This window comes from Stenotrophomonas sp. STEN087 (assembly GCF_056759115.1).
The window spans coordinates 22,231-43,667 of the sequence record NZ_JBRRCR010000005.1; the positions used below are offsets into that span (position 1 = coordinate 22,231).

The 21,437-nt window shown below is 63.5% G+C and carries 25 protein-coding genes and 1 tRNA gene; 15 read left to right on the plus strand and 11 right to left on the minus strand.

Going from position 1 to position 21,437, the window contains the following annotated elements:
* Positions 1–396 precede the first annotated feature (396 nt).
* Both ACVOK1_RS02400 and ACVOK1_RS02405 read left to right on the plus strand, forming a co-directional pair.
* Complete coding sequence (locus ACVOK1_RS02400; protein ID WP_481560969.1) at positions 397–714, plus strand: helix-turn-helix domain-containing protein; 318 nt, start codon at positions 397–399, stop codon at positions 712–714.
* A gap of 183 nt (positions 715–897) precedes the next feature.
* Positions 898–1,779 (plus strand): hypothetical protein, encoded by an 882-nt coding sequence (locus ACVOK1_RS02405; RefSeq protein WP_481560970.1) that lies wholly within the window; start codon positions 898–900, stop codon positions 1,777–1,779.
* A 77-nt stretch (positions 1,780–1,856) separates the two neighbouring features.
* On the opposite strand, the gene ACVOK1_RS02410 is transcribed toward ACVOK1_RS02405, so the two are convergent.
* The gene (locus tag ACVOK1_RS02410) at positions 1,857–2,417 is read right to left on the minus strand and encodes a recombinase family protein (protein ID WP_283220794.1); all 561 of its coding nucleotides are present in this window, start codon (positions 2,415–2,417) and stop codon (positions 1,857–1,859) included.
* Between the two features lie 171 nt (positions 2,418–2,588).
* Here ACVOK1_RS02410 and ACVOK1_RS02415 point away from each other — a divergent pair, with 171 nt between their 5' ends.
* The 5 genes from ACVOK1_RS02415 (at position 2,589) to ACVOK1_RS02435 (ending at position 6,088) form a co-directional block, all read left to right on the plus strand.
* Positions 2,589–2,966, plus strand: a complete 378-nt coding sequence (locus tag ACVOK1_RS02415) for a TIR domain-containing protein (RefSeq protein WP_283220795.1) — start codon at positions 2,589–2,591, stop codon at positions 2,964–2,966.
* Positions 2,967–3,917: a caspase family protein gene (locus ACVOK1_RS02420; protein WP_283220796.1), complete on the plus strand. Its 951-nt coding sequence runs from the start codon at positions 2,967–2,969 to the stop codon at positions 3,915–3,917.
* Entirely contained in the window at positions 3,914–4,381 is a 468-nt protein-coding gene (locus ACVOK1_RS02425) for a hypothetical protein (RefSeq protein WP_481560971.1), read from the plus strand. Before ACVOK1_RS02420 ends, ACVOK1_RS02425 begins: the two co-directional genes overlap by 4 nt.
* Positions 4,378–4,911: a hypothetical protein gene (locus tag ACVOK1_RS02430; RefSeq protein ID WP_340043986.1), complete on the plus strand. Its 534-nt coding sequence runs from the start codon at positions 4,378–4,380 to the stop codon at positions 4,909–4,911. Before ACVOK1_RS02425 ends, ACVOK1_RS02430 begins: the two co-directional genes overlap by 4 nt.
* Positions 4,912–5,806: 895 nt before the next feature.
* Positions 5,807–6,088, plus strand: coding sequence for a recombinase family protein (locus ACVOK1_RS02435; RefSeq protein ID WP_171955520.1), 282 nt, complete (start codon positions 5,807–5,809; stop codon positions 6,086–6,088).
* Positions 6,089–6,470: 382 nt separating this feature from the next.
* On the opposite strand, the gene ACVOK1_RS02440 is transcribed toward ACVOK1_RS02435, so the two are convergent.
* Positions 6,471–6,560, minus strand: a tRNA-Ser gene (locus ACVOK1_RS02440).
* A gap of 125 nt (positions 6,561–6,685) precedes the next feature.
* Here ACVOK1_RS02440 and ACVOK1_RS02445 point away from each other — a divergent pair.
* Entirely contained in the window at positions 6,686–7,744 is a 1,059-nt protein-coding gene (locus tag ACVOK1_RS02445) for a DUF4241 domain-containing protein (protein WP_481560972.1), read from the plus strand.
* Between the two features lie 76 nt (positions 7,745–7,820).
* Here ACVOK1_RS02445 and ACVOK1_RS02450 read toward each other — a convergent pair whose 3' ends face one another.
* Positions 7,821–8,813: a LysR family transcriptional regulator gene (locus ACVOK1_RS02450; RefSeq protein WP_079222336.1), complete on the minus strand. Its 993-nt coding sequence runs from the start codon at positions 8,811–8,813 to the stop codon at positions 7,821–7,823.
* Positions 8,814–8,939: 126 nt separating this feature from the next.
* Here ACVOK1_RS02450 and ACVOK1_RS02455 point away from each other — a divergent pair, with 126 nt between their 5' ends.
* Together ACVOK1_RS02455 and ACVOK1_RS02460 are read left to right on the plus strand one after the other, a co-directional pair.
* The gene (locus ACVOK1_RS02455) at positions 8,940–9,524 is read left to right on the plus strand and encodes an FMN-dependent NADH-azoreductase (protein ID WP_079222337.1); all 585 of its coding nucleotides are present in this window, start codon (positions 8,940–8,942) and stop codon (positions 9,522–9,524) included.
* Between the two features lie 245 nt (positions 9,525–9,769).
* Positions 9,770–10,120 carry an SH3 domain-containing protein gene (locus ACVOK1_RS02460; protein ID WP_481560973.1) on the plus strand — a complete coding sequence of 117 codons (351 nt, stop codon included), beginning with the start codon at positions 9,770–9,772 and terminating at the stop codon, positions 10,118–10,120.
* A gap of 122 nt (positions 10,121–10,242) precedes the next feature.
* Here the strand turns inward: ACVOK1_RS02460 and serS are convergent, their stop codons facing one another.
* Positions 10,243–11,523 (minus strand): serine--tRNA ligase, encoded by a 1,281-nt coding sequence (serS, locus tag ACVOK1_RS02465; protein ID WP_481560974.1) that lies wholly within the window; start codon positions 11,521–11,523, stop codon positions 10,243–10,245.
* A gap of 113 nt (positions 11,524–11,636) precedes the next feature.
* Between serS and ACVOK1_RS02470 the strand changes: the two genes are divergently transcribed.
* Complete coding sequence (locus ACVOK1_RS02470) at positions 11,637–12,275, plus strand: energy transducer TonB (protein ID WP_481560975.1); 639 nt, start codon at positions 11,637–11,639, stop codon at positions 12,273–12,275.
* A gap of 117 nt (positions 12,276–12,392) precedes the next feature.
* Positions 12,393–12,956, plus strand: coding sequence for an energy transducer TonB (locus ACVOK1_RS02475; RefSeq protein WP_481560976.1), 564 nt, complete (start codon positions 12,393–12,395; stop codon positions 12,954–12,956).
* 107 nt (positions 12,957–13,063) lie between these two features.
* On the opposite strand, the gene aroA is transcribed toward ACVOK1_RS02475, so the two are convergent.
* The 4 genes from aroA to ACVOK1_RS02495 form a co-directional block, all read right to left on the minus strand.
* Entirely contained in the window at positions 13,064–14,374 is a 1,311-nt protein-coding gene (aroA, locus tag ACVOK1_RS02480; RefSeq protein WP_481560977.1) for a 3-phosphoshikimate 1-carboxyvinyltransferase, read from the minus strand.
* 72 nt (positions 14,375–14,446) lie between these two features.
* Positions 14,447–15,652, minus strand: a complete 1,206-nt coding sequence (gene pheA, locus ACVOK1_RS02485; protein WP_481560978.1) for a prephenate dehydratase — start codon at positions 15,650–15,652, stop codon at positions 14,447–14,449.
* A 51-nt stretch (positions 15,653–15,703) separates the two neighbouring features.
* Positions 15,704–16,789, minus strand: a complete 1,086-nt coding sequence (gene serC, locus ACVOK1_RS02490) for a 3-phosphoserine/phosphohydroxythreonine transaminase (RefSeq protein ID WP_481560979.1) — start codon at positions 16,787–16,789, stop codon at positions 15,704–15,706.
* 130 nt (positions 16,790–16,919) lie between these two features.
* Positions 16,920–17,729 (minus strand): FHA domain-containing protein, encoded by an 810-nt coding sequence (locus ACVOK1_RS02495; protein WP_333628165.1) that lies wholly within the window; start codon positions 17,727–17,729, stop codon positions 16,920–16,922.
* 124 nt (positions 17,730–17,853) lie between these two features.
* Here ACVOK1_RS02495 and ACVOK1_RS02500 point away from each other — a divergent pair, with 124 nt between their 5' ends.
* From ACVOK1_RS02500 to ACVOK1_RS02510, 3 genes are all read left to right on the plus strand, one after another.
* On the plus strand, positions 17,854–18,129 hold the full coding sequence (locus ACVOK1_RS02500) for a polyhydroxyalkanoic acid system family protein (protein ID WP_079222346.1): 276 nt from the start codon (positions 17,854–17,856) through the stop codon (positions 18,127–18,129).
* Positions 18,130–18,210: 81 nt separating this feature from the next.
* Positions 18,211–18,702: a phasin family protein gene (locus tag ACVOK1_RS02505; RefSeq protein WP_481560980.1), complete on the plus strand. Its 492-nt coding sequence runs from the start codon at positions 18,211–18,213 to the stop codon at positions 18,700–18,702.
* Positions 18,703–18,940: 238 nt separating this feature from the next.
* Positions 18,941–19,975: a restriction endonuclease gene (locus ACVOK1_RS02510; RefSeq protein ID WP_481560981.1), complete on the plus strand. Its 1,035-nt coding sequence runs from the start codon at positions 18,941–18,943 to the stop codon at positions 19,973–19,975.
* A 48-nt stretch (positions 19,976–20,023) separates the two neighbouring features.
* Here the strand turns inward: ACVOK1_RS02510 and ACVOK1_RS02515 are convergent, their stop codons facing one another.
* The 3 genes from ACVOK1_RS02515 to hutC all read right to left on the minus strand — a co-directional run bounded on the left by ACVOK1_RS02515 (position 20,024) and on the right by hutC (position 21,408).
* Positions 20,024–20,416, minus strand: a complete 393-nt coding sequence (locus ACVOK1_RS02515; RefSeq protein ID WP_108769219.1) for a type II toxin-antitoxin system HicB family antitoxin — start codon at positions 20,414–20,416, stop codon at positions 20,024–20,026.
* Positions 20,417–20,424: 8 nt separating this feature from the next.
* A complete protein-coding gene (locus ACVOK1_RS02520; protein WP_481561009.1) occupies positions 20,425–20,607 on the minus strand; it encodes a type II toxin-antitoxin system HicA family toxin in 183 nt (60 codons plus the stop codon).
* Between the two features lie 72 nt (positions 20,608–20,679).
* Positions 20,680–21,408 (minus strand): histidine utilization repressor, encoded by a 729-nt coding sequence (hutC, locus tag ACVOK1_RS02525; RefSeq protein WP_164073307.1) that lies wholly within the window; start codon positions 21,406–21,408, stop codon positions 20,680–20,682.
* Positions 21,409–21,437 lie beyond the last annotated feature (29 nt).

The following is a 21,437-nucleotide window of genomic DNA, read 5'->3' on the forward strand; positions in this document are numbered from 1 at the left end:
ACCGGCGTATCCGCATTCCAGGCAAGTCAATCCCGGCACGTGGCTACGGTGCTTCTTCAGGTTCTTCCGGACATGCTCTGGCAACGGAGGCGGGACAGAGACCGGGTTCAGATTTGGAGTCGTCATGTAGTTCTCTCATCTCCTTTTTCTATGGCTTGCACGGTAGGTGTCAGGCACTAACTCACTTGCACCTTGTGCGGCCGGAAATCCCACGGAATCCCCTGTCGCACAAGGCTCGCAGCCGCTTTCTTGCCTCAAGATGCGCGCGCAACAAACAATGGGTCATCAGCGCCAAGCTACAGATAATGTAGCATACGCAATGAGCCGGGAGAGCCATTCTGTAGAGCGCTACAGAACGGTCCCTCCCAGCATATGGCGCCCCCTAAGCCACGCAGCATGTTCACCAAGCGCCTCAAGGAGGCGCGCCTATCACGAGGCATTTCGCAGCGAGAGTTGGGCCGCCGCATTGGGCTATCGGAGGACGTTGTGTCTAGCAGGGTGACAAGGTATGAGCTAGGGACGTCGGAGCCGGATTTCGATACAGCTGCTCGACTAGCTAGAGAGCTAGGAGTTCCACTTGCCTACCTCCTCGCAGATAGTGATGCCCTAGCAGACGTCATCCTCTTAGTCAGCAGGCTGCCTTTGGCTGAGCAAAAGAAGTTAGTAGCGAGCCTTAGAGCCAGAGCATCTGGCCCGCCCAACGGTGGCGATTGATGCCTACCTTCAGTTCCATTCATCACTAACCCGATAGAACTAGGTGACACATTGCTTATCAGGGTGCCTCAAAACTTGTCTCTTCGGGAGGCTCTAAATTTCTGCACACGCCTATGGTCACTGGAGGCTTGCGAGGAAATCACGTTTGATTTCGGCCGAATGGGTAGAATCGAGCCATTCACAATGGCCCTGCTTGCTTCTGAATTGAAGCGATTTCGGACTTCCAGGCCCGAAACTCGCTTCCGCGCGGAGAATCATGCAGAGTCCACTTACGCAGCGCACATGGGATTTTTCCAAGCCTTTGGTCTAGAGCACGGGAATCGGCCAGGCGAAGCTCAAGGCAGCGGCAACTATCTGCCCCTGACCTATTTGAATGTGGAAGAGATTAGGCAGCAAGCCGCCCAGAGCTACGAACCCGTTGGTGAGTTCCTTGACCGCGAGTCGGGACGACTGGCCCACGTTCTCACTAGGCTGCATGAAGGCCAGCTAGTTGATACGCTAACCTACTCATTGCGAGAAATACTCAGAAATGCGGTAGAGCACTCACAGTCAGAGAAGCTTGCCTACTGCGCGCAATACTGGCCGACACGGCATCGTGTTGAGATTGCGGTACTGGACACAGGCATGGGAGTGCGCGCCTCTCTCGCGGCAAATCCCTACATTGAGGTTGACTCCGACAGAACGGCTTTGCAGCTGTCACTGATGCCAAGTATATCGGGCAAGATGTATCGCGGGGTCCGCAGAAGACCGGGGGACCACTGGCAAAACTCGGGCTACGGCCTCTATATGACCAGTAGACTTTGCCGGAACGGAGGGAGCTTCTTCATTGCTAGCGGTCAATCCGGGGTTCTACTCACTCCCGGGCAAAAGACAGACTTTGCATGTAACCTACCCGGTACCGCACTTCGGCTGGTGATGGACACCAACCTAACCCTAAGCCTGCAGGACCGCCTGGGCCAGTTTAGGTCTGAAGGATACGCGGTCGCACAGCGGTTCTCCGGCGAGCACGCCATCTCTCCCTCATCAGCATCCACTATGCTGGCGAGAGACTTCGCGGGCGAATGAGTCCACGCATTGCCAATAGCGACGCTGCATGCTGCTCGTGCCTTCATCCCCCAATGCCCCCAATGCCGGCACGGGATTCATCCAGTCGCAGCAAGGGCTCTGTATACGCTGCTTCTACTGATGGAAAAGCGGTCAGCTAATTGCTCAATACTGAACCCTTCTTCGGCTCGAAGCCTACGGATGCGCTCCCCCTGCTCACTCGTGAGCGCCCTCTTGCGGCCAAACTGGACGCCCTTCTGCTGAGCGAGCGCGATGCCATCTCGCTGGCGCTCGGCGCGGATATCCGCCTCAAACTCTGCGAAGGCTCCTAGCAGGTTGAACATCAGTTTGCCTTCTGACGTGGTCGTATCCAGACCTTGGTCGAGCACCCGGAGACTGACACCCTTCCGCTTGAGTAGCTCGGCAATTTTGGCGAGGTCCAGCACTGACCGGGCCATGCGGTCCAAGCGACACACGACCAACGTGTCCCCGTCGCGGAGATACTCCAACGCCGCTTGTAGCTCCGGCCGATTCTCAGCTTGACGACCAGAACGCTTCTCCTGATAGACCCGGCTACACCCTGCCCTGTGCAGCTTATCTAGTTGAACGTCCAGCGATTGCCCCGCTGAACTCACGCGCGCGTAGCCGATGACCTGCATGAGCCGCCTCAAAACCTCTAGATGTTACGAGAATACCATTCTGGAATGGTTTTTTGTACAGAGACCGAGCCGTCTCAAGTTGTATAGAATTTGACTTGGAATTCGTTCAGTAAGCATTTAATATCGAGTCGAACTTCTTCACGCGATGCTCTTTCAAAAGGAGTTGTAGCTATGAGCAAGAAAGTCGTTTTCGTCGCGTTCGCCATCGAAGATGAGCGGATGAGAGACTTCTTAAAGGGGCAGTCCCTTCTCACCAACTGCCCCTTCGAGTACATCGATATGTCGGTTAAGGAAGCCTATGACTCTGACTGGAAGAGCAAGGTAGAAACACGCATCCGTCGGTCAGACGGCGTCATCGCTTTGATTAGCCGCGACTCTCTGAACTCCTCAGGGCAACGGTGGGAGGTTGCGTGCGCAGGCAAGGAACGAAAGCCTGTTCTTGGCGTGTGGGCTTACACCAGCGACCGCACCAAACCCGATTTCATGGCGAACTATCCAATCGTTGAGTGGTCATGGGATAGCATCAAGAAGTTCATCGAAGGCCTTTGAATGCGCAGAGCATTGCTTGTCGGCATTGACGATTACGACAACTTTTCGTCGCTGCGAGGATGTGTCAACGACGTTATCGCGCTGCAACCTCTGTTCGAACGACATGAAGATGATTCTCCGAACTTTGAAGTAGTTCCGCTCACAAGTGCCAGCTCTAAGGTCACCAAGGCTTTGCTGATGTCGAACATCGCGAGGCTTCTGGCCCCTGGAGCCGATGTTGCAGTGCTCTATTTCGCGGGCCACGGGCAGGCGGAAGCCAGCGATGTCACTATTTGCACAGCCGACGGGCTGCCAGGAGATGAAGGAGTAGCCTTCTCCAAAATTCTTTCTCAGGTGAGGGAATCGAAGGTTGGTGAAGTAATCATCATTCTCGACTGCTGCTTTTCCGGTGGTGCCGGGGGGACAGGTGTAATAGGAGGCGATTTGTCTCTTCTTCGACCAGGAGTTGCCATTCTTTCTGCAAGCAGAGCGGACCAACCGGCTGGAGAGAACAACGGTCAGGGCGTCTTCTCCTTCTATCTTGGCGGCGCACTAGATGGCGGGGCTTCGGACGTACTTGGCCACGTGACAGTTGCGAATGCCTATTCCTACCTAAGCGAGTCACTAGGAGCTTGGAGCCAGCGCCCCACCTTCAAGAGCAATCTTGAGAGGCTGAATGCTCTACGCAAATGCGAACCAGCTGTGCCTCTTCCACTGCTGAGGAGACTGCCGACTATCTTCCCTACCGAGAGCTACGAGCTGCCTCTTGACCCAAGCTACGAGCCAGATGCAGCACCGGACCACCCAGAACACGAGGAGGTTTTTTCGGTACTGCAAAAGTTTAGAGCTGCCAAGCTGTTGGAACCGGTTGGGAACGAACACATGTACTATGCGGCAATTCATAGCCTGAGTTGCCGTCTGACTCGCCTAGGCCGCCACTATTGGCGAATCGCCGCTAGGGGAGCTATATGAGAATTGGTTTCTCAGGACATCAAGACCTCCCGGAGGAAGCAGCAACACTGCTTCAACAACGGCTGCAGGACCTCTTCACCGAAACCAACGCACTAGTAGGGGTGTGTGCGCTCGCCGAAGGGGGCGACCAAATCTTCGCTCGTACTGTGCTTGAGTGCGACGGGCAACTTGAGGTTGTTGTTCCCTCACAAGGGTACGAGACCACATTTGAGGGAAAGAGCCGCTTGGAGTTCCAGCGCCTACTCAAGCTGGCTACAAAGACAAGGACACTGGAGTTCACTAGCCCAACAGAAGCAGCCTACATGGCTGCTGGAAAGTACATTGCGGAACATTGCGATGTACTTGTTGCGGCTTGGGACGGCAAGAGTGCTCGCGGTCTCGGCGGCACAGCCGACGTAGTGAAGTACGCAGAGCAAACTGGTATCAAAGTCATTGTCATATGGCCTGAAGGTGTGGAGCGATGACTGAGAGCGACGAAAGCGCCTGCGAACCCGTCAAGCGCCCTCCCAATGAGTACAGACAGTGGCTAATTGCTGCCGAACAGAAGGCCCAGGACGACTTCGATAAGGCTGTTCTGTCGCTGTCAGGCGGTGCACTTGGCATCTCCTTTGTTTTTGTAAAGGATATCGTTGGACCTGACGCGATAGTTGAGCCAGTTCTGCTTCTGCTCTCCTGGGTAGGCTGGGGCCTAAGTTCATTGGCAATCCTCTCATCCTACTTCTTTAGCCACCTTGCTCTTCGGCGAGCAATTCGTCAGTGCGATGACGGGTCCATCTACAGTAATACTCCGGGGGGCATCTTTGCCCGCATAACAGGGAACCTGAATGCTTTGGGCGCCGTTCTTTTTGTAGTCGGCGTCTGCTTCATGGCGTCTTTTATCTACGTAAATTTATCGTCACGAGAGAAACAGCATGTCCGACAAGAAGCCATCCACCCCACCAAACCGGCAACCAACTCCTCCGCCACACCGTCCACCATCAGGAAAGCCCAATGACGGAGGGCTGCGCACTCCTGGGAAGGGCTACATTCCACCGCCACCTCCGCGTCGCGGCTGAACATTTATCATTGAACAAACTCAAGCTTCAGCTTCAGGCTATAGCTTTAAAGTCTGTGGCCCTGAGGGACGGCGTGTGCTCATGTATTGGCATGCAGAGGGCTATAACTTGGACAATAGTTTAGTCAAGAGCTGGGGCGGCCAATCCCCAGCTCCGACGTCCTCAGCGATGTACAACGTTGAATTTGGCGCACCACAGGGAAGCAGTCTAGCCGCTAATCAAGTAGTCCGAATCTTGCGCGCAAATTTCCAAAGCACCGGTTGGTGGTCCACACAGCACTGCTTCAATGAGTAGTTGACGCGCTTCCTCATCGATTCCGGTGTGTGAAGAGGCATGTACCAACGCTCACCGTCAGGGCAGTAGATTCTCGGGTCTCCACATACCGACCCTGCACCAAGCCAGCATGTTCGAACCAATTCCTTGTGGTCCAAAGGATTTCCGGGAAGCTTGATACTGCAGTGGATATGAGTCCGCTCAGTTGGGTCATGCGGGGCGCCGCTGCACAACTGCCTCCCCGGATAACTCTCAACAACCGGGACCAAGGGCATCCTGTATGTGCTTTTTTTCTTGAACAGGCTGCACCTGAGCGCATGCATGAAGCGGCCGAAGGACTTCTCAGCGTAGTCGTAGCTGACCGAGTCCTCAGACTTGAATGTCAAAGTGATGAAGGCATTGTAGTCGTCTTGCAGGAAATGGCTAGCTAGCGCCTTTTGCAATTTAGTTTGTCTCGCCTCGTATTCGTGGTCATCCATTGCGTTCCTCACGGAGCATTGCTTTTTTATGCTCTCGTGAGGTATTTGTATTGCTACTTTACATTTCGCAATTAGGAATTGAATGGCAAGACCAGGAGGAAATCCCGACCTGCGGCAAGTTCGCAATCAAAGCACCCATCGAGCCAACGAGAAACGACGCTCCCTGGCGGACAACCACAGCATTGAGACAGGGGAACTCCTCTATAGGGCGTCTCTAGAGGAAGCCGGCATGAGCCTCACTGCATACGCAGATTGGCTAAACGCCCATGGCTGGTTGACGCGAAGGGGCAAAAAGTGGACAGCCACGCAAGTGAAGCGGGTATTTAAACGACTGCCGCTGGCAAAGCGCATGCGCAACGTCTAATTGAAGCAAGCCGCTCTGCGCTCGGTCAACGCGCTACACCCTGCTATTGCTCTTCCGCCTCAGCACAGCGCCCAGGAACGACGCCCAATCTCTCTGGAAGCGCATGCACGCTAGCGACGTACACGAAGGTCCGATTACCCATCGGGAACGTCTCCAATAGGCCGTCACGTGCGTACTGGAATGCTCGCGTCCGCGAGATGCCATGAGCCTTGCAGACGTCGACCAAGGGGCCGTAGGCGACTTCGAACGTAGTTGACTTCGTCATACCACTCCCCTTCTCCGTTGCCCAATTGTAACCAAATGACCGCTTAGGGAACAAAGTAGGGAACGCCACGAGGCGAAAGAAAATAAGCCTTTAAGTTCAATGGCTTACCAGCCGACTTGGCGGAGAGAGTGGGATTCGAACCCACGGAAGGTTTAACCCTTCGCCGGTTTTCAAGACCGGTGCCTTAAACCGCTCGGCCATCTCTCCAATCGGGGTCCCGGTTGCCCGGGCAGCGGCGTATTCTCGCACGTGAAGCGCATTTGCCCAAGACCACCCTTGCCCCTGCCCTTCGCATCCGGCACGGCGGGGCATCACCTGCAACCGGAGCCGCCATGGCCCACCTCGATCTGGCGAACCTGCGCACCTGCCTGCTGGACGACACCCAGCTCGCCGCGGTAGCCCTGACCCGCAGCTTCGCCGGCCATCTGCCGGTCAGCAGCGGGCATCTGGTGGTCTGCGATCCGCTGGTCCAGGCCGAGGCCCCTGCACTGGCCGACTACACCGCCCCGCTGGGCCTGCATCCGGTCGATCTCATCGTGCACAGCGGCCGACCGGCGCTTGCCGTGGCCTGGTTCAAACCGCGCGAGGCACTGACTGCGTCGGCCCTGCACTGGCAGATGGCGCGCTGGACCACGCAGGACCTGACCGGCCTGGATGAGGAAAGCCTCATTGGCTACCCGGTCGACGCCGGCATCGGTTGTTTCATGGACACCGATACCCAGCAGGCGCTGCTTGCGCTGATCGATCAGGGCAACGAAGCATGGTCCGATGCGCTGATCGACCACGACGGCCTGGATGAAGGCGCTGAGTACCGCCCCTGGGGCCCGGATTCGCCGCACGGCCTGGTCGTGTTCACCAGCGGCTGGGGCGATGGCGTCTATCCCAGTTACTGGGCGCTGGATACATCCGGCACCCCGGTGGCACTGGTCACCGATTTCCTGTGCATCGAAGGCGGTGATGGGCGCGACGCGCGTGAGATCGCCGACCAGGCCTATCGCGACAGTCTTGCGCCCGAGGAAGCCGAGGCATTGGCGCAGTTGGTGGCAGCGGTGAAACGTGATGACGCGGATGCGCTCCGCGCGCTCCTGACGGATGCGCCACAGCGGGCCAACCAGATCGAGCCCGGCTGCGGCGGTACTGCACTGTTCGAGGCGATCCGCCTGGACCGCCCGCAGGCGCTGCGGGAACTACTGCAGGGCGCCGCGCTACCGGCAATGCCGCAGAGCCTGCACACGAGCAAGGTGACCAGCTATCTGGACTACGCGCGCTTCCTGAAGAAGCCACGCAGCCCGGAGCTGATGGCCTTGCTGGAAACACCGACCATCGCCAAGCCTGAAGCGGTGGAACAGGCGCGACCCGGGTTCTGGGCTAGGTTGTTTGGGCGAAGGTAACGAACGCCGGAAACAGCGACGCCGGGCATGGCCCGGCGCTACCGTTCAAAGCTCAGCGTGAGCGTTGAGGCAACCCTCAACCCGCATCCACCGCCAATGCACCCAGCGCACTGGCCTTGATCTTCTCCTTGGCCTTCTCGCACGCGCCACCGCAATCCAGGCGCGAGGCCTCCAGCTGCGGCGGCAGGTGTTCGGCCAGGAAATCGATGAACACGCGCACCGCCGGCAGCAGGCCGCGGCGCGAGGCGAACACGGCGTGGCACACGCCCTGCGGCAGCGACCAGTCCGGCAGCACCACTTCCAGCTCACCATTGCGCACGGCTTCGGCGCAGACGGTTTCCGGCAGCATGGTGATGCCGAACCCGTCCTTCACCATGCTCTGCAGCAGCGGAAAGTCGAAACCGGCCACGCGCGGCTGCAGGTCCACCCGGCGCACTTCGCCTTCCGGGCCATGCAGTTCCCAGCGCTGGCGCGCCTCGTCTTCGCTGATGCTGAGGGTGACGTGCTGGGTCAGCTCTTCCGGGTCCTTCGGGCGGCCGGCGCGGTCCAGGTACTTCGGGCTGGCGACCAGCAGTTCCTGCACCTGGCCGAAGCTGCGCATCACCAGGCTGCCGTCGTCATCCAGGCGCGAACGCACGCGCAGGGCCACGTCGTAGCCTTCATTGATGATGTCCACGCGGCGGTTGCTGATGTTCAGCTGCAGGCGGACCTTGGGGTACTGCTCGAGGAACTTGGGCAGCAGCTTGGGCAGCTGCATCTGCGCCAGCGAGACGGGAACGCTGGCGCGCACGACGCCGCGCGGCTCGGCGCTGAGGCGGTCGACCACCTCGCGCGCGGCCTGGGCCTCGGCCAGCATGGTCTGTGCGTGGCGGTGCACGCTGGTGCCGACGTCGGTAACGGCGAAGCGGCGCGTGGAGCGCTGCAGCAGGCGCACGCCCAGATCGGTCTCAAGCTGGCTGATACGGCGACTCAGGCGCGATTTGGGGATGCCGAGGGCGCGTTCGGCGGCAGCGAAACCGCCGTGGTCGACGACCATGGCGAAGTAGTACAGGTCATTCAGGTCATGCATACCCGAGTTCCATATCTAGAACAATTCGTGGCATTGAACCACCTTTATCCTGTCCGTGCAACAACCTATCGTTCTCTCCGTCGGCGGCGAACACCGCCCCTCCCTTCCAGAACATAGGTGACTGCCATGAAGCTTCTGCATCTCGACGCCAGCGTGCTTGGCGACAATTCCGTGTCCCGCCAGCTGACCGCTGCCGTGGTCGCCCAGTTCAAGAACCAGATTGACGGCCTGCAGGTCGATTATCGCGATCTTGACGCCAATCCGGTACCTCATCTGCGCAGCAGCTCGCTGGCCGGTGTCGATGCCGCCGAGGCGACCGATGCTGAACAGGTGATGCAGCAGTTCCTGGCCGCCGACATCCTGGTCATCGGCGCGCCGATGTACAACTTCAGCATTCCGTCCACCCTGAAGGCCTGGATCGACCGCGTTGCCGTGGCCGGCCGCACCTTCAAGTACACCGAGAACGGCCCGGTGGGCCTGGCCGGTGGCAAGCGCGTGATCGTGGTGAGCGCCCGTGGCGGCATCTACACCGATTCGCCGGCTGACTTCCAGGAGCCCTTCCTGCGCCAGGTGTTCGCCTTCATGGGCATCGACAACGTCGAGTTCGTCCGTGCCGAGGGCATCGCCTACTCGCCGAAGCACCGCGAAGACGCCATTGCCGGCGCGCTGTCCGCCCTGCCGTCGCACGCTGCCGAAGAAGTGGCTGCGTAAGTACTGCGTTCCAGCGATCGGCGCCCTCCCCCCTCCTCGTCGGGGGCGCTGATTGCGGGCCGGGCGCCCCTCCCCCATCCCGGCCCACCCCAACGGCTCCGCATTGCGGGGCCGTTTTTCTGTGTCTGGCCTGAGCGGTGCGCCATCCACGCATGCCGTGGATCTACCGAAGCACATGCAGTAGATCCACGCCATGCGTGGATGCAGCGCCATGCATGACACTCATCAGAACGCTAGGCTGAGGTATGAACTACATCGTGACCACTGCGCATCGCAGCGAGTTTCCGCACCCGATCACCCTGCGCTGCGGGCAGGCGCTGGTGGTGGGCGAGCGTTATGAGGGCCCTGAGGGCTGGGAGGACTGGTTTCTGTGCCAAGCCGAGGGGCAGGAACCGGGGTTCGTGCCGGCGCCGGTGATCGGGCGCGATGCGCAGGGTGGCGCGTTTGCCACGGAGGATTACTGCGCGCGGGAGCTTGATGTGGATCCGGGACAGGTATTGCGTGGGGTACGCACGCTCAATGGCTGGGCGTGGTGCGTGCCGGAGACGGGCGAGCCCGGGTGGGTGCCGCTGGAAAAGGTGCGGGCGTTGGGGTGATCGCGAGGTTCATCCACGCATGGCGTGGATCTACTACAAACGCGCGCCACACCCCCGTAGATCCACGCCATGCGTGGATGCCCCACCCCAAAAACGCCGGGCATGGCCCGGCGCTACCGGGTTCAACCGATGGTTTCGACGCCACCCATGTAGGGCTTCAACACGTCCGGCACGGTGATGGTGCCGTCGGCGTTCTGGTAGTTCTCCATCACCGCGATCATCGCGCGGCCAACCGCAACGCCCGAGCCGTTCAGGGTGTGCACCAGCTCCGGCTTGCCGGTGGCCGGGTTACGCCAGCGGGCTTGCATGCGGCGGGCCTGGAAATCACCGGTGTTGGAGCACGAGCTGATCTCGCGGTAGGTGTTCTGCGAGGGCAGCCAGACTTCCAGGTCGTAGGTCTTGATGGCCGAGAAGCCCATGTCGCCGGTGCACAGCAGCACCTTGCGGTACGGCAGGCCCAGCTTTTCCAGCACGACTTCGGCGCAGCGGGTCATGCGGGTGTGTTCGGCGTCGCTGTCTTCCGGGCGGCAGATCGACACCAGCTCGACCTTCTCGAACTGGTGCTGGCGGATCATGCCGCGCACGTCACGGCCGCCGCTGCCGGCTTCGGCGCGGAAGCACATCGAGTGGGCGGTCACGCGCAGCGGCAGGCGCTCGGCGTCGACGATCTCGTCGCGCACCAGGTTGGTCAGCGGCACTTCCGAGGTCGGGATCAGGTAGCGCGTGGATTCGCCCACGGCGGTCTTGAACAGGTCGTCCTCGAACTTCGGCAGCTGGCCGGTACCGCGCAGCGAATCGGCGTTGACCAGCAGCGGCACGTTGGTTTCTTCGTAGCCGTGTTCGCCGGCGTGCAGGTCCAGCATGAACTGGGCCAGGGCACGGTGCAGGCGGGCGACCTGGCCGCGCAGCACGGTGAAGCGCGAGCCCGACAGCTTGGCCGCGGTCTCGGCGTCCAGGCCGGCATTGCGGGCGCCCAGCTCGACGTGGTCCAGCACCGGGAAATCGAAGGTGCGCGGGGTGCCCCAGCGCGCCTGCTCGACGTTGTCGTTCTCGTCGGCGCCGGCCGGCACGTCATCGGCCGGCAGGTTCGGGATGCCGGCGGCGATGGTGTCGATCTTCTCGCGCAGCTCGTCCAGGGCCACTTCAGAGGCCTTCAGCTCGTCGGCGAACGCGGCCACTTCGGCCATGATGGCCGACACGTCCTCGCCCTTGGCCTTGGCCTGGCCGATGGCCTTGGAACGGCTGTTGCGCAGGCTCTGCAGTTCCTGGGTCCGCACCTGGATGCGCTTGCGATCGGCCTCCAGGGACTCCAGGGCAGACACGTCGAGCTCGAAGCCGCGGCTGGTGCGCAGGCGTTCGGCGAGGTCGGCGGGCTGGTGGCGGAGCAGGGCTGGATCAAGCATGGCGGGTGTCGTGGTGGGTATCAGGAACGGGATTATCGCCTGTTATACGGATTTCTGCCGCCCGGTTCATTCCCGCCGTGGCAGAATCGGGGCATTCCCTGCTGGTCCGGTCCATGTCTGCACCCCGCTCATCGCCTGCCAAGTCGTTCACCGTGCATATCCCGCGCAACGCCCTGAAGATCGCCGGCATCGCCTTCGGCGTAGGCGTGCTGCTGTTCGTGGTGGTCTGGTTGACCGGCCGCGACAAGGAATTTTTCCGCGCCGATGACCCGGCCACGCAGACCCCGCAGGAAACCGCGCAGGTCGAGCCGCTGCCCGAGCCCCTGCCCGCTGCGGCCGGCTCCAGCGACATGCCCGATACCAAGCCGGCGCCGGTGCAGGAAGAAGCACCGAAGCTGGTGGAAACTGCCCCGCCGCCGCCGGCCAGCACCGAACCGGCCCCGGCCGCGCCGGGCAGCACAGCGCCGGCCACCGGCAACAGCCAGCCGATGCCCGTGGCGGGCCAGTCGCCGCCGCCGACCTACCCGGCCGCCGCCCTGCGCCGTGGCGAGTCCGGCAGCGTGGTGGTGCGGGTGGACGTGGATGCCACCGGCTATGCCAATAACATCACCGTGGTGCAGCGCAGCGGCTCTCGCGAGCTGGACCGCGCGGCTACCGACGCGGTGCGCCGCTGGCGCTTCACCCCCGCGCTGAGCAACGGCCAGCCGGTGCCGGGCTCCATTGAAGTGCCGTTCGACTTCAAGCCGCAGTAACTGAACGCTTCCCGCAGGCAACCTGAACCCTGCCGGTTGCGTTGACGCAACGCTGACACACCGCTACACCGCCTCGGGCAAGACTTTGTGCGTCGTTACTGACGCGAGGAGTCTGCAATGAGTGCTACTACCCATGAACACCTTCATTCCCCGCACCTGCAGCAGGATGTGAGCGAGCGCCCGCAGCACACCTCGCCCTGGCTGTGGCTGGCGCTGATTGTCGCGATGTTTGCCGCCGCACTGATGTGGCTGCGGTTCTCGAACCAGGAAGACGTGGCGCCGGCCCCGATGGGTGAGCGCATGCTGCCCGCCAGCGAGACCCCGGTAGCCACCGCGCCTGCAGCGCGCAACGCGGCACCGGCCAGCGAGCAGCGCAAGGCGACCCCGGCCGTTCGCAACCGTGAGGCCAGCCCGCTGGCCAGCAATGACAAGCCGACCTACCCGGCGTCTGCGCTGCGTAATGGCGTGCAGGGCGGCGTGGTGGCCAGCCTCAACGTGGATACCCGCGGCAATGTGACCGAGGCGAGCATCGTGTCGCGTAGTGGCGAGCGCAGCCGTGACCTGGATCGTTCGGTGCTGAGCACCGTGCAGGGTTGGAAGTTCCAGCCGGCCATGCAGAACGGCCGTGCCGTCGCGAGTGTGGTGCGCGTGCCGGTGGATTTCCGTACCGAGCAGCGTTGATCGCGAGCGAGGGGTTCGTGATCGGGAGACGGAGGCTTCGGCCTCCGTCTTTTTTTGTGCCGGGGTTGCGGGTTTGCGGGTTGCCGGCCAGCGGCCGGCACTACCGTTTATGCCACCAGATTGAAACCGGCGCTGCGGGCCAGGCCGTCGAAATCCGGGAAGGACGTGGCGACGTTGGCGATGTCGTTGATGCGCACTTCGCCGCCGCTGATCTGGCCGGCAATGGCGAATGCCATGGCAATGCGGTGGTCACCATGGCTTTCGATGGTGCCGCTGCCCAGGGTGATGCCCCCGTGCAGCGTGGCCCCATCCTCGGTTTCATCCACCTGCATGCCCAGCGCGCGCAGGCCGGTGGCCATCGCAGCCAGGCGATCCGACTCCTTCACCCGCAGCTCGGCCGCGCCGGTCACCACGGTCTGGCCTTCTGCCGCGGCAGCCGCCACGAACAGGGCCGGGAACTCGTCGATCATGTCCGGCACCAGCTCCTCCGGAATGCGCGCGCCCTTCAGCGGCGCGTGGCGCACGACCAGGTCGGCCACCGGTTCACCGCCCTGCTCGGCCGGGTTTTCTTCGGTGATGTCCGCGCCCATCAGGCGCAGCGCGTGCAGCAGGCCGGTGCGGCGCGGGTTGAGGCCAACCTGCTTGAGCCGCAGCTCGGAGCCCGGAATGATGCTGGCGGCGACCAGGAAGAACGCGGCCGAGGAGAAATCGGCCGGCACCACGATGTCGGTGGCGCGCAGGCGCTGGCCGCCACGCAGGCGGGCCTTGCCCGGCGAGAACGCGATGTCCACGCCGAACGCCGAGAGCATGCGCTCGGTGTAATCGCGGGTCGGGTGCGGTTCGACGACGCTGGTTTCGCCCTGTGCATACAGGCCGGCCAGCAGCACGGCGGACTTCACCTGCGCACTGGCCACCGGCGAGGCGAAATCAATCCCCTGCAGCGACTGGCCGCCATGCACGTGCAGCGGCGGGGTGCCATCGCTTTCGGTGTCGATCTTCGCGCCCATCTGCGACAGCGGGCCGGTGACACGGCGCATCGGACGGCCGGACAGCGACTCATCGCCAACCAGGGTGCAGTCGAACGCCTGGCCTGCCAGCAGGCCGGCCAGCAGGCGCATGCCGGTGCCGGCGTTGCCGCAGTCCAGCGGCGCGCTGGGCGCCTTGAGGCCATCGATGCCGACGCCGTGCACCACGCGCTGCGAGGCACTGGGGGTTTCAATGCGCACGCCGAGCTGGCTGAAGATGCGCGCGGTGGCGCGGGTGTCTTCGCCTTCCAGGAAGCCCTCGATATGCGAGGTGCCATCGGCCAGCGCGGCAAACATCACCGAGCGATGCGAGACGGACTTGTCGCCGGGAATGGTCAGGCTGCCCTGCAGCGGCTGGCCCTTGCGGGCAATCCAGTGTTGCGCGTTGCTCATCGTTCGATCATTCCGTAAACGCCGGCGCGCCGGCGGTGCTTCAAAGGGCGCGGCACGCGGCCGCAACGGCGATCAGGGCACGGCCACCGGGTAGGAACCCAGCACCTTGATCTGCGCCGAGTGCGCTTCCAGTTCGGCCAGCGCGGCCTGCATCGGCGCGTCGTCGATATGGCCGGCCAGGTCGATGAAGAAGCCGTATTCCCACTTGCCGTGGTGCGACGGGCGCGACTCGATGCGGTTCATGCTGATGCCATGGCGGGCGAACGGGCTGAGCACATCGAACAGCGCGCCGGGCTTGTCATGGATGAACACCAGCACCGAGGTGCGGTCGTGGCCGGAGGTCGGGAAGATGTTGCGGCCCACCACCAGGAAGCGGGTGGTGTTGTCGGCATCGTTCTGGATGGGCTTGGTGACGACCTTCTTCAGGCCGTACACGTGGCCGGCGCTTTCGCCACCGATGGCAGCGGCGTCGTCGGCATTGCGCGCACGGCGCGCGCCTTCGGCGTTGCTGGCGACCGGGATCTTCTCGGCCTTGGGCAGGTTGGCGCGCATCCACGCCGAGGTCTGCATGAACGACTGCGGGTGGCCGTAGACGCGCTCGATGCCTTCCAGGCGACCACTGCGCGACATCAGGTACTGCTGCACGCGCAGTTCCACTTCACCGCAGATCTTCAGGTTGGAGGTGAGGAACATGTCCAGGGTGATCTGGATGGTGCCCTGCCCCGAGTTTTCCACCGGCACCACGCCAAAATCGGCGCTGCCCGCTTCCACTTCCTGGAACACTTCTTCGATGCTGGCCATCGGCAGGCCCATCGCCGAGCGGCCGAAATGCTTGAGCACGGCCTGCTGGCTGAAGGTGCCTTCCGGGCCGAGGTAACCGATCTTCAGCGGCTCCTGCTGGGCCAGGCAGGCCGACATGATTTCGCGGTAGACGTGCACCAGCACTTCATCGCTGAGCGGGCCTTCGTTGCGGTCCACCACCATGCGCAGCACCTGTGCTTCGCGCTCGGGGCGGTAGTAATCGACGGCGGCGGCGAGCTTGCCCTTGGCCTTGCCGACCTGGTGGGCGAACTGCGCACGCTCGGCGATCAGGCTCTGGATGTCACGGTCGATCTGGTCGATCTTCGAGCGCACATCGGCCAGTGCCAGCGGCGCCTGGGTCGGCACCGGGGTGGTCTTGGACGCGGCCTTGCCCTTGGGCGCGGCGGCGGCCTTGGCCGGTTCGGCCTTGGCGGACGCGCCCTTCTTCGGCGACTTCTTGCTGGGTTTGCTTGCCATCGGAATTCCTTGTTGCGGGGCACGCACCCGACGGTGCGCGCCGTTCATTGCTCAGCCGTTGCGCTGCTGGAAATCGGCCATGAAGGCGACCAGCGCCTCGGCCCCGGCCAGCGGCATGGCGTTGTACAGCGAGGCGCGGATGCCACCGACCACCTTGTGGCCCTTCAGGGCCAGCAGGCTGGCGGCCTTGGCTTCGGCCACGAAGCGGGCGTCGAGATCGGCGTTGGGCAGGAAGAACGGGATGTTCATCCGCGAGCGCGCCGAGTGCGCGACTTCGTTGCGATAGAAGCCGCCGGAGGCATCGATGGCGCCGTACACCAGCGCGGCCTTGGCGGCATTTCGCTTGGCGAACTCGACCACGCCACCTTCGGCCAGCATCCACTTGAACACCAGGCCGGCCAGGTACCAGTTCCAGGTCGGCGGGGTGTTGAGCATCGAATCGCGGGCGACGTGCGAGCGGTAATCGAAGATGTCCGCACGGGCCTGCCCGCTGCGCTCGAGCAGGTCGCGGCGGATGATCATCACCGCGATGCCGACCGGGCCCAGGTTCTTCTGCGCGCCGGCATAGATGACGCCATAGCGGCGCACATCCAGCGGTTCGCTGGCGATGGACGAGCTGAAATCGGCCACCAGCGGGACGTCACCGGTGTCGGGCACATCACGGAACTCGACGCCGTGGATGGTCTCGTTGGCGGTGATGTGCACGTAGGCGGCATCGTTGGAAAGCTGCCAGCTGCTGCGCTCGGGCAGTTCGCGGTAGCCATTGGCTTCGCTGCTGGCGGCGATGTTGACGCCGACGTAGGGGCTGGCCTGCTTGACCGCGGTCTTTCCCCAGTGGCCGCTGACCACGTAGTCGGCACGCTGGCCGGCCTGGGCGAAGTTGAGCGGGATGAGCGCCTGCTGGGTGGTGGCGCCGCCGGGCAGGAACAGCACGGCATAGTCGTCGGGGATATCGAGCAGGCGGCGCAGGTCGGCCTCGGCCTCGGCCGCCACGGACATGAATTCCGGGCCGCGATGGCTCATTTCCACGATCGAGGCGCCGGCACCGTGCCAGTCCAGCATTTCCGCCTGCGCCTGGCGCAGGACCGATTCCGGCAAGGTTGCAGGGCCGGCACTGAAGTTGAACGCGCGCGTCATGTGACACCTGTGGGGCAAGACCCCTAGTATGCCGCAGTGCACCAGCCTTGCGGCCTAGTGCGGCAAGGGAAATTTGGTTTCATTGGTATCCATTTGCGACCCGGCCGGCACTACCGTCACTGCGCGATCGTCAGCGCGCGCCGAACCAGAGCAGCAGGCTGAGCACACCCGCCAGCAGCAATGCGCTTACCAGCAGCCACGGCCAACGCCGCACCCGGCGCGGCGCCACAGGCGCGTCCGCCACCTGCTCGGCATCCTGGCTGGCGTCGTCCTCGGCCGGCAGCGGGCGCCGGCGCGGATCGTGCGGCACTTCCAGCACGAAACGGTGCTGCCCATCGAAGACCACTTGGTCGCCCGGCTGCAGCCAGCAGTGGCGCACGGCCACGCCGTTGACCCGGGTGCCGTCGGCACTGCCCAGGTCGCGCAGCAGTACACGATCGCCATGCACTTCCACCCGTGCGTGCTGCTCGGCAAAGGCGGGGTCGTCGATCTCGATATCAACATCGCCACCACGGCCGACCAGGCGCGGGCGCGACAGGGTGTAGCTGCGGCCATGGTGCAGGCCGCCGACACCGCGCAGCAGGCGCTGCTCATCGGCGATGCCATCACTGGCCGGCGACGGCGACGGTGCCTGCAGCAGGCTCTCGACCTCACCCTGCAGGACCATCTCGACGCCATCCACATACACCGCATCGCCTGCGCGCAGCAGGGCCATGCGCCGCACCGGGCGGCCGTTCACGTGGATGCTGCGGATGCCGTTGCCGACCTGCAGCCAGAGGCCACGGTCGTCCATGCAGAACTGGGCCAGCAGCAGCGCGCCATGGCCGGGGTCACCCAGCCGCACGCTGCCGTTTGCCTGGCGCACGATGCGCTGCACCCCGGGCCGCAGGGGCTGGTCGGGCTGTTGTTGTTGACTGAAGTGAACAAGCAGGTTCTGCACGCGGCGCAGACTAGCAGGTTGCTCGCCAACGCAGAAGAACCAGCGACGGGCGCTTGGCGTGGCGCCCGCCGATGCGCACAATGGCCGCCCTCTTTGATATCCCCGCCCAGCGCCAGGAGCCTGCATGTCCACCATCGATGTCCGCCACGCCCACGCCCTGCCCGATGCACAGGCCCGCGAGGCGATCGAACAGGTTGCCGCCAAGCTGGGCGAGCGCTTCGGCCTGAAGTCCAGCTGGGCCGCCGACGTGCTGAACTTCAGCGGCAGCGGCGTGGACGGCGCCATCGAGCTGCAGCCGGGCGCCGTGCGCGTGACCGCCAAGTTGGGCTTCCTGCTGTCGGCCATGAAGGGCATGGTGGAAAGCGAGATCCAGCGCGTGCTGAAGGAAAAGCTGGGCTGAACCCAGGCAGCGGCCATCACGGCCCTGCAACGTTCGTGCGCGCTACCCTCGGGGGCAGGTCCAACTCCCCCGGGAAGCGCAATGAACCAGTACGAGAATGACGACCGCCGCGACGACGACGCTTCGTTCGGCGAACAGGCCGAGCGCTTTTCGCGCAAGTTCAGCAATTCGGCACAGCAGGTCTGGCTGGCCGGCCTGGGTGCACTGGGCCGCGCACAGGCCGAAGGCAGCCGTTTCTTCGATGGCCTGGTGAAGGAAGGCGAAGCCTGGGAATCCCGCCGCCGCGAGCGCAGCGGTGAGGAGGGCCCGGGCTGGCGCGACAACGTGGAGACCTCCCTCGACGAGGCCCGCGAAAAGGCCTCCGGCACCTGGAACAAAGTGGAAAAGGCCTTCGACGACCAGGTGCAGGGCGTGCTGAAGCGCCTGCATGTCCCCACCGCCAATGACGTGGCCGCACTCGAGGCCCGCATCGATGCGCTGCATGCGCGCCTGGCCAAGCTGGAGAACCGCGCGGCCTCGGGCAGTGATGCGCCGGCACCGGGCAGCCACCAATCGCCCGGCAGCGTGCCCTGACCCTCGATTGTTGCAATGCAATAAAAATTCGCTGACAATCGCGAGAAACCCGCCAATCGCTTCGGCTGCCGTTTGTTCCCTCCCCTCACGGCTTCAGGATTGGCGGGTTTTTTCGTGCCTGCGCCACGCGGATCTGCGGGCTGCATCACAATTCATGTCGGGAAGGCCCTGACGCAATATGACTGCGTGGCCTTTACACTGTCATCTTCCGTTTTCGCCCCTTCCGCTCCCTTCCCGCATGCTCCCTTGGATTCTGGCCCTGCTGTCGGCCCTGCTTACCTGCACCCTGGCAATCGTCTATCTGTGGTGGGTCAAGCGGCGGCGAACGGAAATGCAACTGGGGCTGCAGGCCCTGGCGGGCATGCATTGGCGCGAGTTCTCGACGCTGATCAAGCGGATGCTGCGCGAGCGGCGCGGCCTGCGCGAAGTGGCCGACCCGACCGACGAAGTGCGCGAGCCGAGCAGTGATTTCCTGCTCAGCGATGGCCCCAATACCTGGCTGGTCTCCTGCAAGCACGGGCTGGCTTACCGCATCGGTACGGCCGCGGTGAACGAGCTGGGCGCCGTCGCGCGCCTGGGCGGCGCCAAGGGTGGCCTGCTGATCACCGAGGGCCGGGTCGAGCGCGATGGCCTGGCCGCCGCTGAAAAGCAGTCAGTCGAAGTGCTGGATGGCCCACGCCTGTGGCCGCTGCTGCAGCCCTACCTGCCGGCCGAGATTGAAACGCGCGTGCGCTCGACGGCCCGCCTGGAGGCGCTGCGTCGCATCGCCATTTCCGCGCTGGGTGCGGTGACCCTGGGCCTGCTGGTCGGGCTGGGCCTGCAGGGCCTTCACGTGGAAACCAGCACTGCCGCTGTCGACAGCACGCCGCCGCCTGCAGCAGCCGCGCCGGCGCCGGTCGCCCCTGACGTGCAGCCGGACGCAGCGCCAGTAGCAGACGCGGAGGACGTGCCTGCGCCGGCGGCTCCGGCCGAGGCAGCGCCTGCTGCGCCGGCCGACAATGGCCGCAACGAGCTCAATCCCGATATCGCGACCCTCGACCGTTACCAGGCCGAACTGGCACGCGCACTGGCCCACCAGCCCGGTATCGCCAGTGGCGTCTGGCTGACCCGGCAGACCCTTGCCATCAACCGCACCGGCGAGCTGGAGGCGGTATGGCCTCGGGTCTGCCAGGAAGTGCTGCGCTACCCCGCCCTGCGCAACGTGCGCGTGCAGCTCAACGCCCGCCCGGGCGTGGATGAGCCGGTGCGCTGGCGGCAGTGCGCCACGTATTGATGGGGCGACATCCACGCGTGGCGTGGATGGGCAAATGATGCCGTGGCGTCAACGCAACGCGGCAAGGTGGGCGATGTAACTCGAACGCGATTCGCCGGCCGCCTTGGCCTGCGCATCCAACCTTGCAAGGATCCGCCGCGGCAGGCTGATGTTGACCCGCTCGACAGTATCGTCCAGCAGGGCGGGATCAATGTTGATGTAAGCGAGAATCCACTGAGTCCCAGTACCCGCATCGGCCACGAGCTTCTGCGGCGCAGACGGCGTCGGGATGGAGCGCCCTGCATCCAGCGCGGCGTCAATCCACGCAAGCGCGGCCTCTTCCGCCGAACTGAGGGCGTCATCAAGCGTGTCGGCCGCAGAGAAACAACCCGGCAGATCGGGCACGACCACGCCCCAGGCTGTGCGTTCGTCACCGGCTTCGATCAAGACTGGATATCGCATGGGACCCTCTACGTCAGCCCAGCAAGCTTCCGGATTGCCTGGACCAGACCAATTCCCAGATCTTTCCTGGGATGCGGCACGGTAATGATGTGCGGGCAACGCGGATGTACGAATACATGGTGGGAGCCACGAATCTGACGGCAGGTCCAACCCGCCGCGCGTAGTTCCCGGATGAGGTCCCCGCTTTTCATACGCGGACCATACACATCGTACACACGCACCGACAGAGTTCAAGGCGACAGGTAAGCGCCCGCCTGTCGGACTTACCGCGCACCCGGCGCGAAACGCGCCACCAGGTCCCAGGCATCGCCCAGGAACATCTGCCGCACGCGAGTGATCGGCTGGTCGCCGCGCCAAGTCAGGCGCTCGATCACCAGGCAGGCGGTGCCCGGCTTCACGTCCAGCAGCTTGGCCGAGGCGGCGTCCGCACCCCAGGCGCTGATGCGGTGCTGGGCGCGGGTCCAGGACACGTTCTGCAGCAGCCAGCTGCCCGGCGCGGTGGTGCTGAAGTCGATCTCCAGCACCTCGGGCACGCCTACCGGGCTGATCAACCGGTGCTCCAGCGCCAGCGGTCGGCCATCGGCCAGGTGCAGGCAGCGCATCGCCAGCAACGGCTCGCTGCCGGCCAGTTCAACTTCGCCGGCATTGCCCGGCTCGGCCAGGCGCAGTTCACGCTGCAGCAGCCGATAGGCGTACTGATGCCCGCGCGAGCCGACTTCCATGGCGATGTCCGGAATTTCCAGCGCCACCTGTTCAAGGTGCGGAGGCTGCCGCGCCACGAACGAACCGGCACGGCGGCGGCGTTCGATCATGCCGCTCTCGGCCAGCGCGGTCAGCACCTTGTTCACCGTCATCCGCGAGCAGCCGTACTGCTCCATCAGCTCGTGCTCGTACGGAATGCGGAAACCCGGCGCCCACTCTCCACTGAGGATGCGGCTTTCCAGATCGCTGCGGATACGCTGGTTGAGCGTGGCGGACTTGCTGGCCTTCACGGGAGTGGGGATTCTCGATAAGAGGGAGG

Bases quoted from the DNA above. Each gene is read 5' to 3' on its own strand.
- ACVOK1_RS02400 (WP_481560969.1), top strand. From the start codon at position 397: ATGTTCACCAAGCGCCTCAAGGAGGCGCGCCTATCACGAGGCATTTCG.
- ACVOK1_RS02405 (WP_481560970.1), top strand. From the start codon at position 898: ATGGCCCTGCTTGCTTCTGAATTGAAGCGATTTCGGACTTCCAGGCCC.
- ACVOK1_RS02410 (WP_283220794.1), bottom strand. From the start codon at position 2,417: ATGCAGGTCATCGGCTACGCGCGCGTGAGTTCAGCGGGGCAATCGCTG.
- ACVOK1_RS02415 (WP_283220795.1), top strand. From the start codon at position 2,589: ATGAGCAAGAAAGTCGTTTTCGTCGCGTTCGCCATCGAAGATGAGCGG.
- ACVOK1_RS02420 (WP_283220796.1), top strand. From the start codon at position 2,967: ATGCGCAGAGCATTGCTTGTCGGCATTGACGATTACGACAACTTTTCG.
- ACVOK1_RS02425 (WP_481560971.1), top strand. From the start codon at position 3,914: ATGAGAATTGGTTTCTCAGGACATCAAGACCTCCCGGAGGAAGCAGCA.
- ACVOK1_RS02430 (WP_340043986.1), top strand. From the start codon at position 4,378: ATGACTGAGAGCGACGAAAGCGCCTGCGAACCCGTCAAGCGCCCTCCC.
- ACVOK1_RS02435 (WP_171955520.1), top strand. From the start codon at position 5,807: ATGGCAAGACCAGGAGGAAATCCCGACCTGCGGCAAGTTCGCAATCAA.
- ACVOK1_RS02445 (WP_481560972.1), top strand. From the start codon at position 6,686: ATGGCCCACCTCGATCTGGCGAACCTGCGCACCTGCCTGCTGGACGAC.
- ACVOK1_RS02450 (WP_079222336.1), bottom strand. From the start codon at position 8,813: ATGCATGACCTGAATGACCTGTACTACTTCGCCATGGTCGTCGACCAC.
- ACVOK1_RS02455 (WP_079222337.1), top strand. From the start codon at position 8,940: ATGAAGCTTCTGCATCTCGACGCCAGCGTGCTTGGCGACAATTCCGTG.
- ACVOK1_RS02460 (WP_481560973.1), top strand. From the start codon at position 9,770: ATGAACTACATCGTGACCACTGCGCATCGCAGCGAGTTTCCGCACCCG.
- serS (WP_481560974.1), bottom strand. From the start codon at position 11,523: ATGCTTGATCCAGCCCTGCTCCGCCACCAGCCCGCCGACCTCGCCGAA.
- ACVOK1_RS02470 (WP_481560975.1), top strand. From the start codon at position 11,637: ATGTCTGCACCCCGCTCATCGCCTGCCAAGTCGTTCACCGTGCATATC.
- ACVOK1_RS02475 (WP_481560976.1), top strand. From the start codon at position 12,393: ATGAGTGCTACTACCCATGAACACCTTCATTCCCCGCACCTGCAGCAG.
- aroA (WP_481560977.1), bottom strand. From the start codon at position 14,374: ATGAGCAACGCGCAACACTGGATTGCCCGCAAGGGCCAGCCGCTGCAG.
- pheA (WP_481560978.1), bottom strand. From the start codon at position 15,652: ATGGCAAGCAAACCCAGCAAGAAGTCGCCGAAGAAGGGCGCGTCCGCC.
- serC (WP_481560979.1), bottom strand. From the start codon at position 16,789: ATGACGCGCGCGTTCAACTTCAGTGCCGGCCCTGCAACCTTGCCGGAA.
- ACVOK1_RS02500 (WP_079222346.1), top strand. From the start codon at position 17,854: ATGTCCACCATCGATGTCCGCCACGCCCACGCCCTGCCCGATGCACAG.
- ACVOK1_RS02505 (WP_481560980.1), top strand. From the start codon at position 18,211: ATGAACCAGTACGAGAATGACGACCGCCGCGACGACGACGCTTCGTTC.
- ACVOK1_RS02510 (WP_481560981.1), top strand. From the start codon at position 18,941: ATGCTCCCTTGGATTCTGGCCCTGCTGTCGGCCCTGCTTACCTGCACC.
- ACVOK1_RS02515 (WP_108769219.1), bottom strand. From the start codon at position 20,416: ATGCGATATCCAGTCTTGATCGAAGCCGGTGACGAACGCACAGCCTGG.
- ACVOK1_RS02520 (WP_481561009.1), bottom strand. From the start codon at position 20,607: ATGAAAAGCGGGGACCTCATCCGGGAACTACGCGCGGCGGGTTGGACC.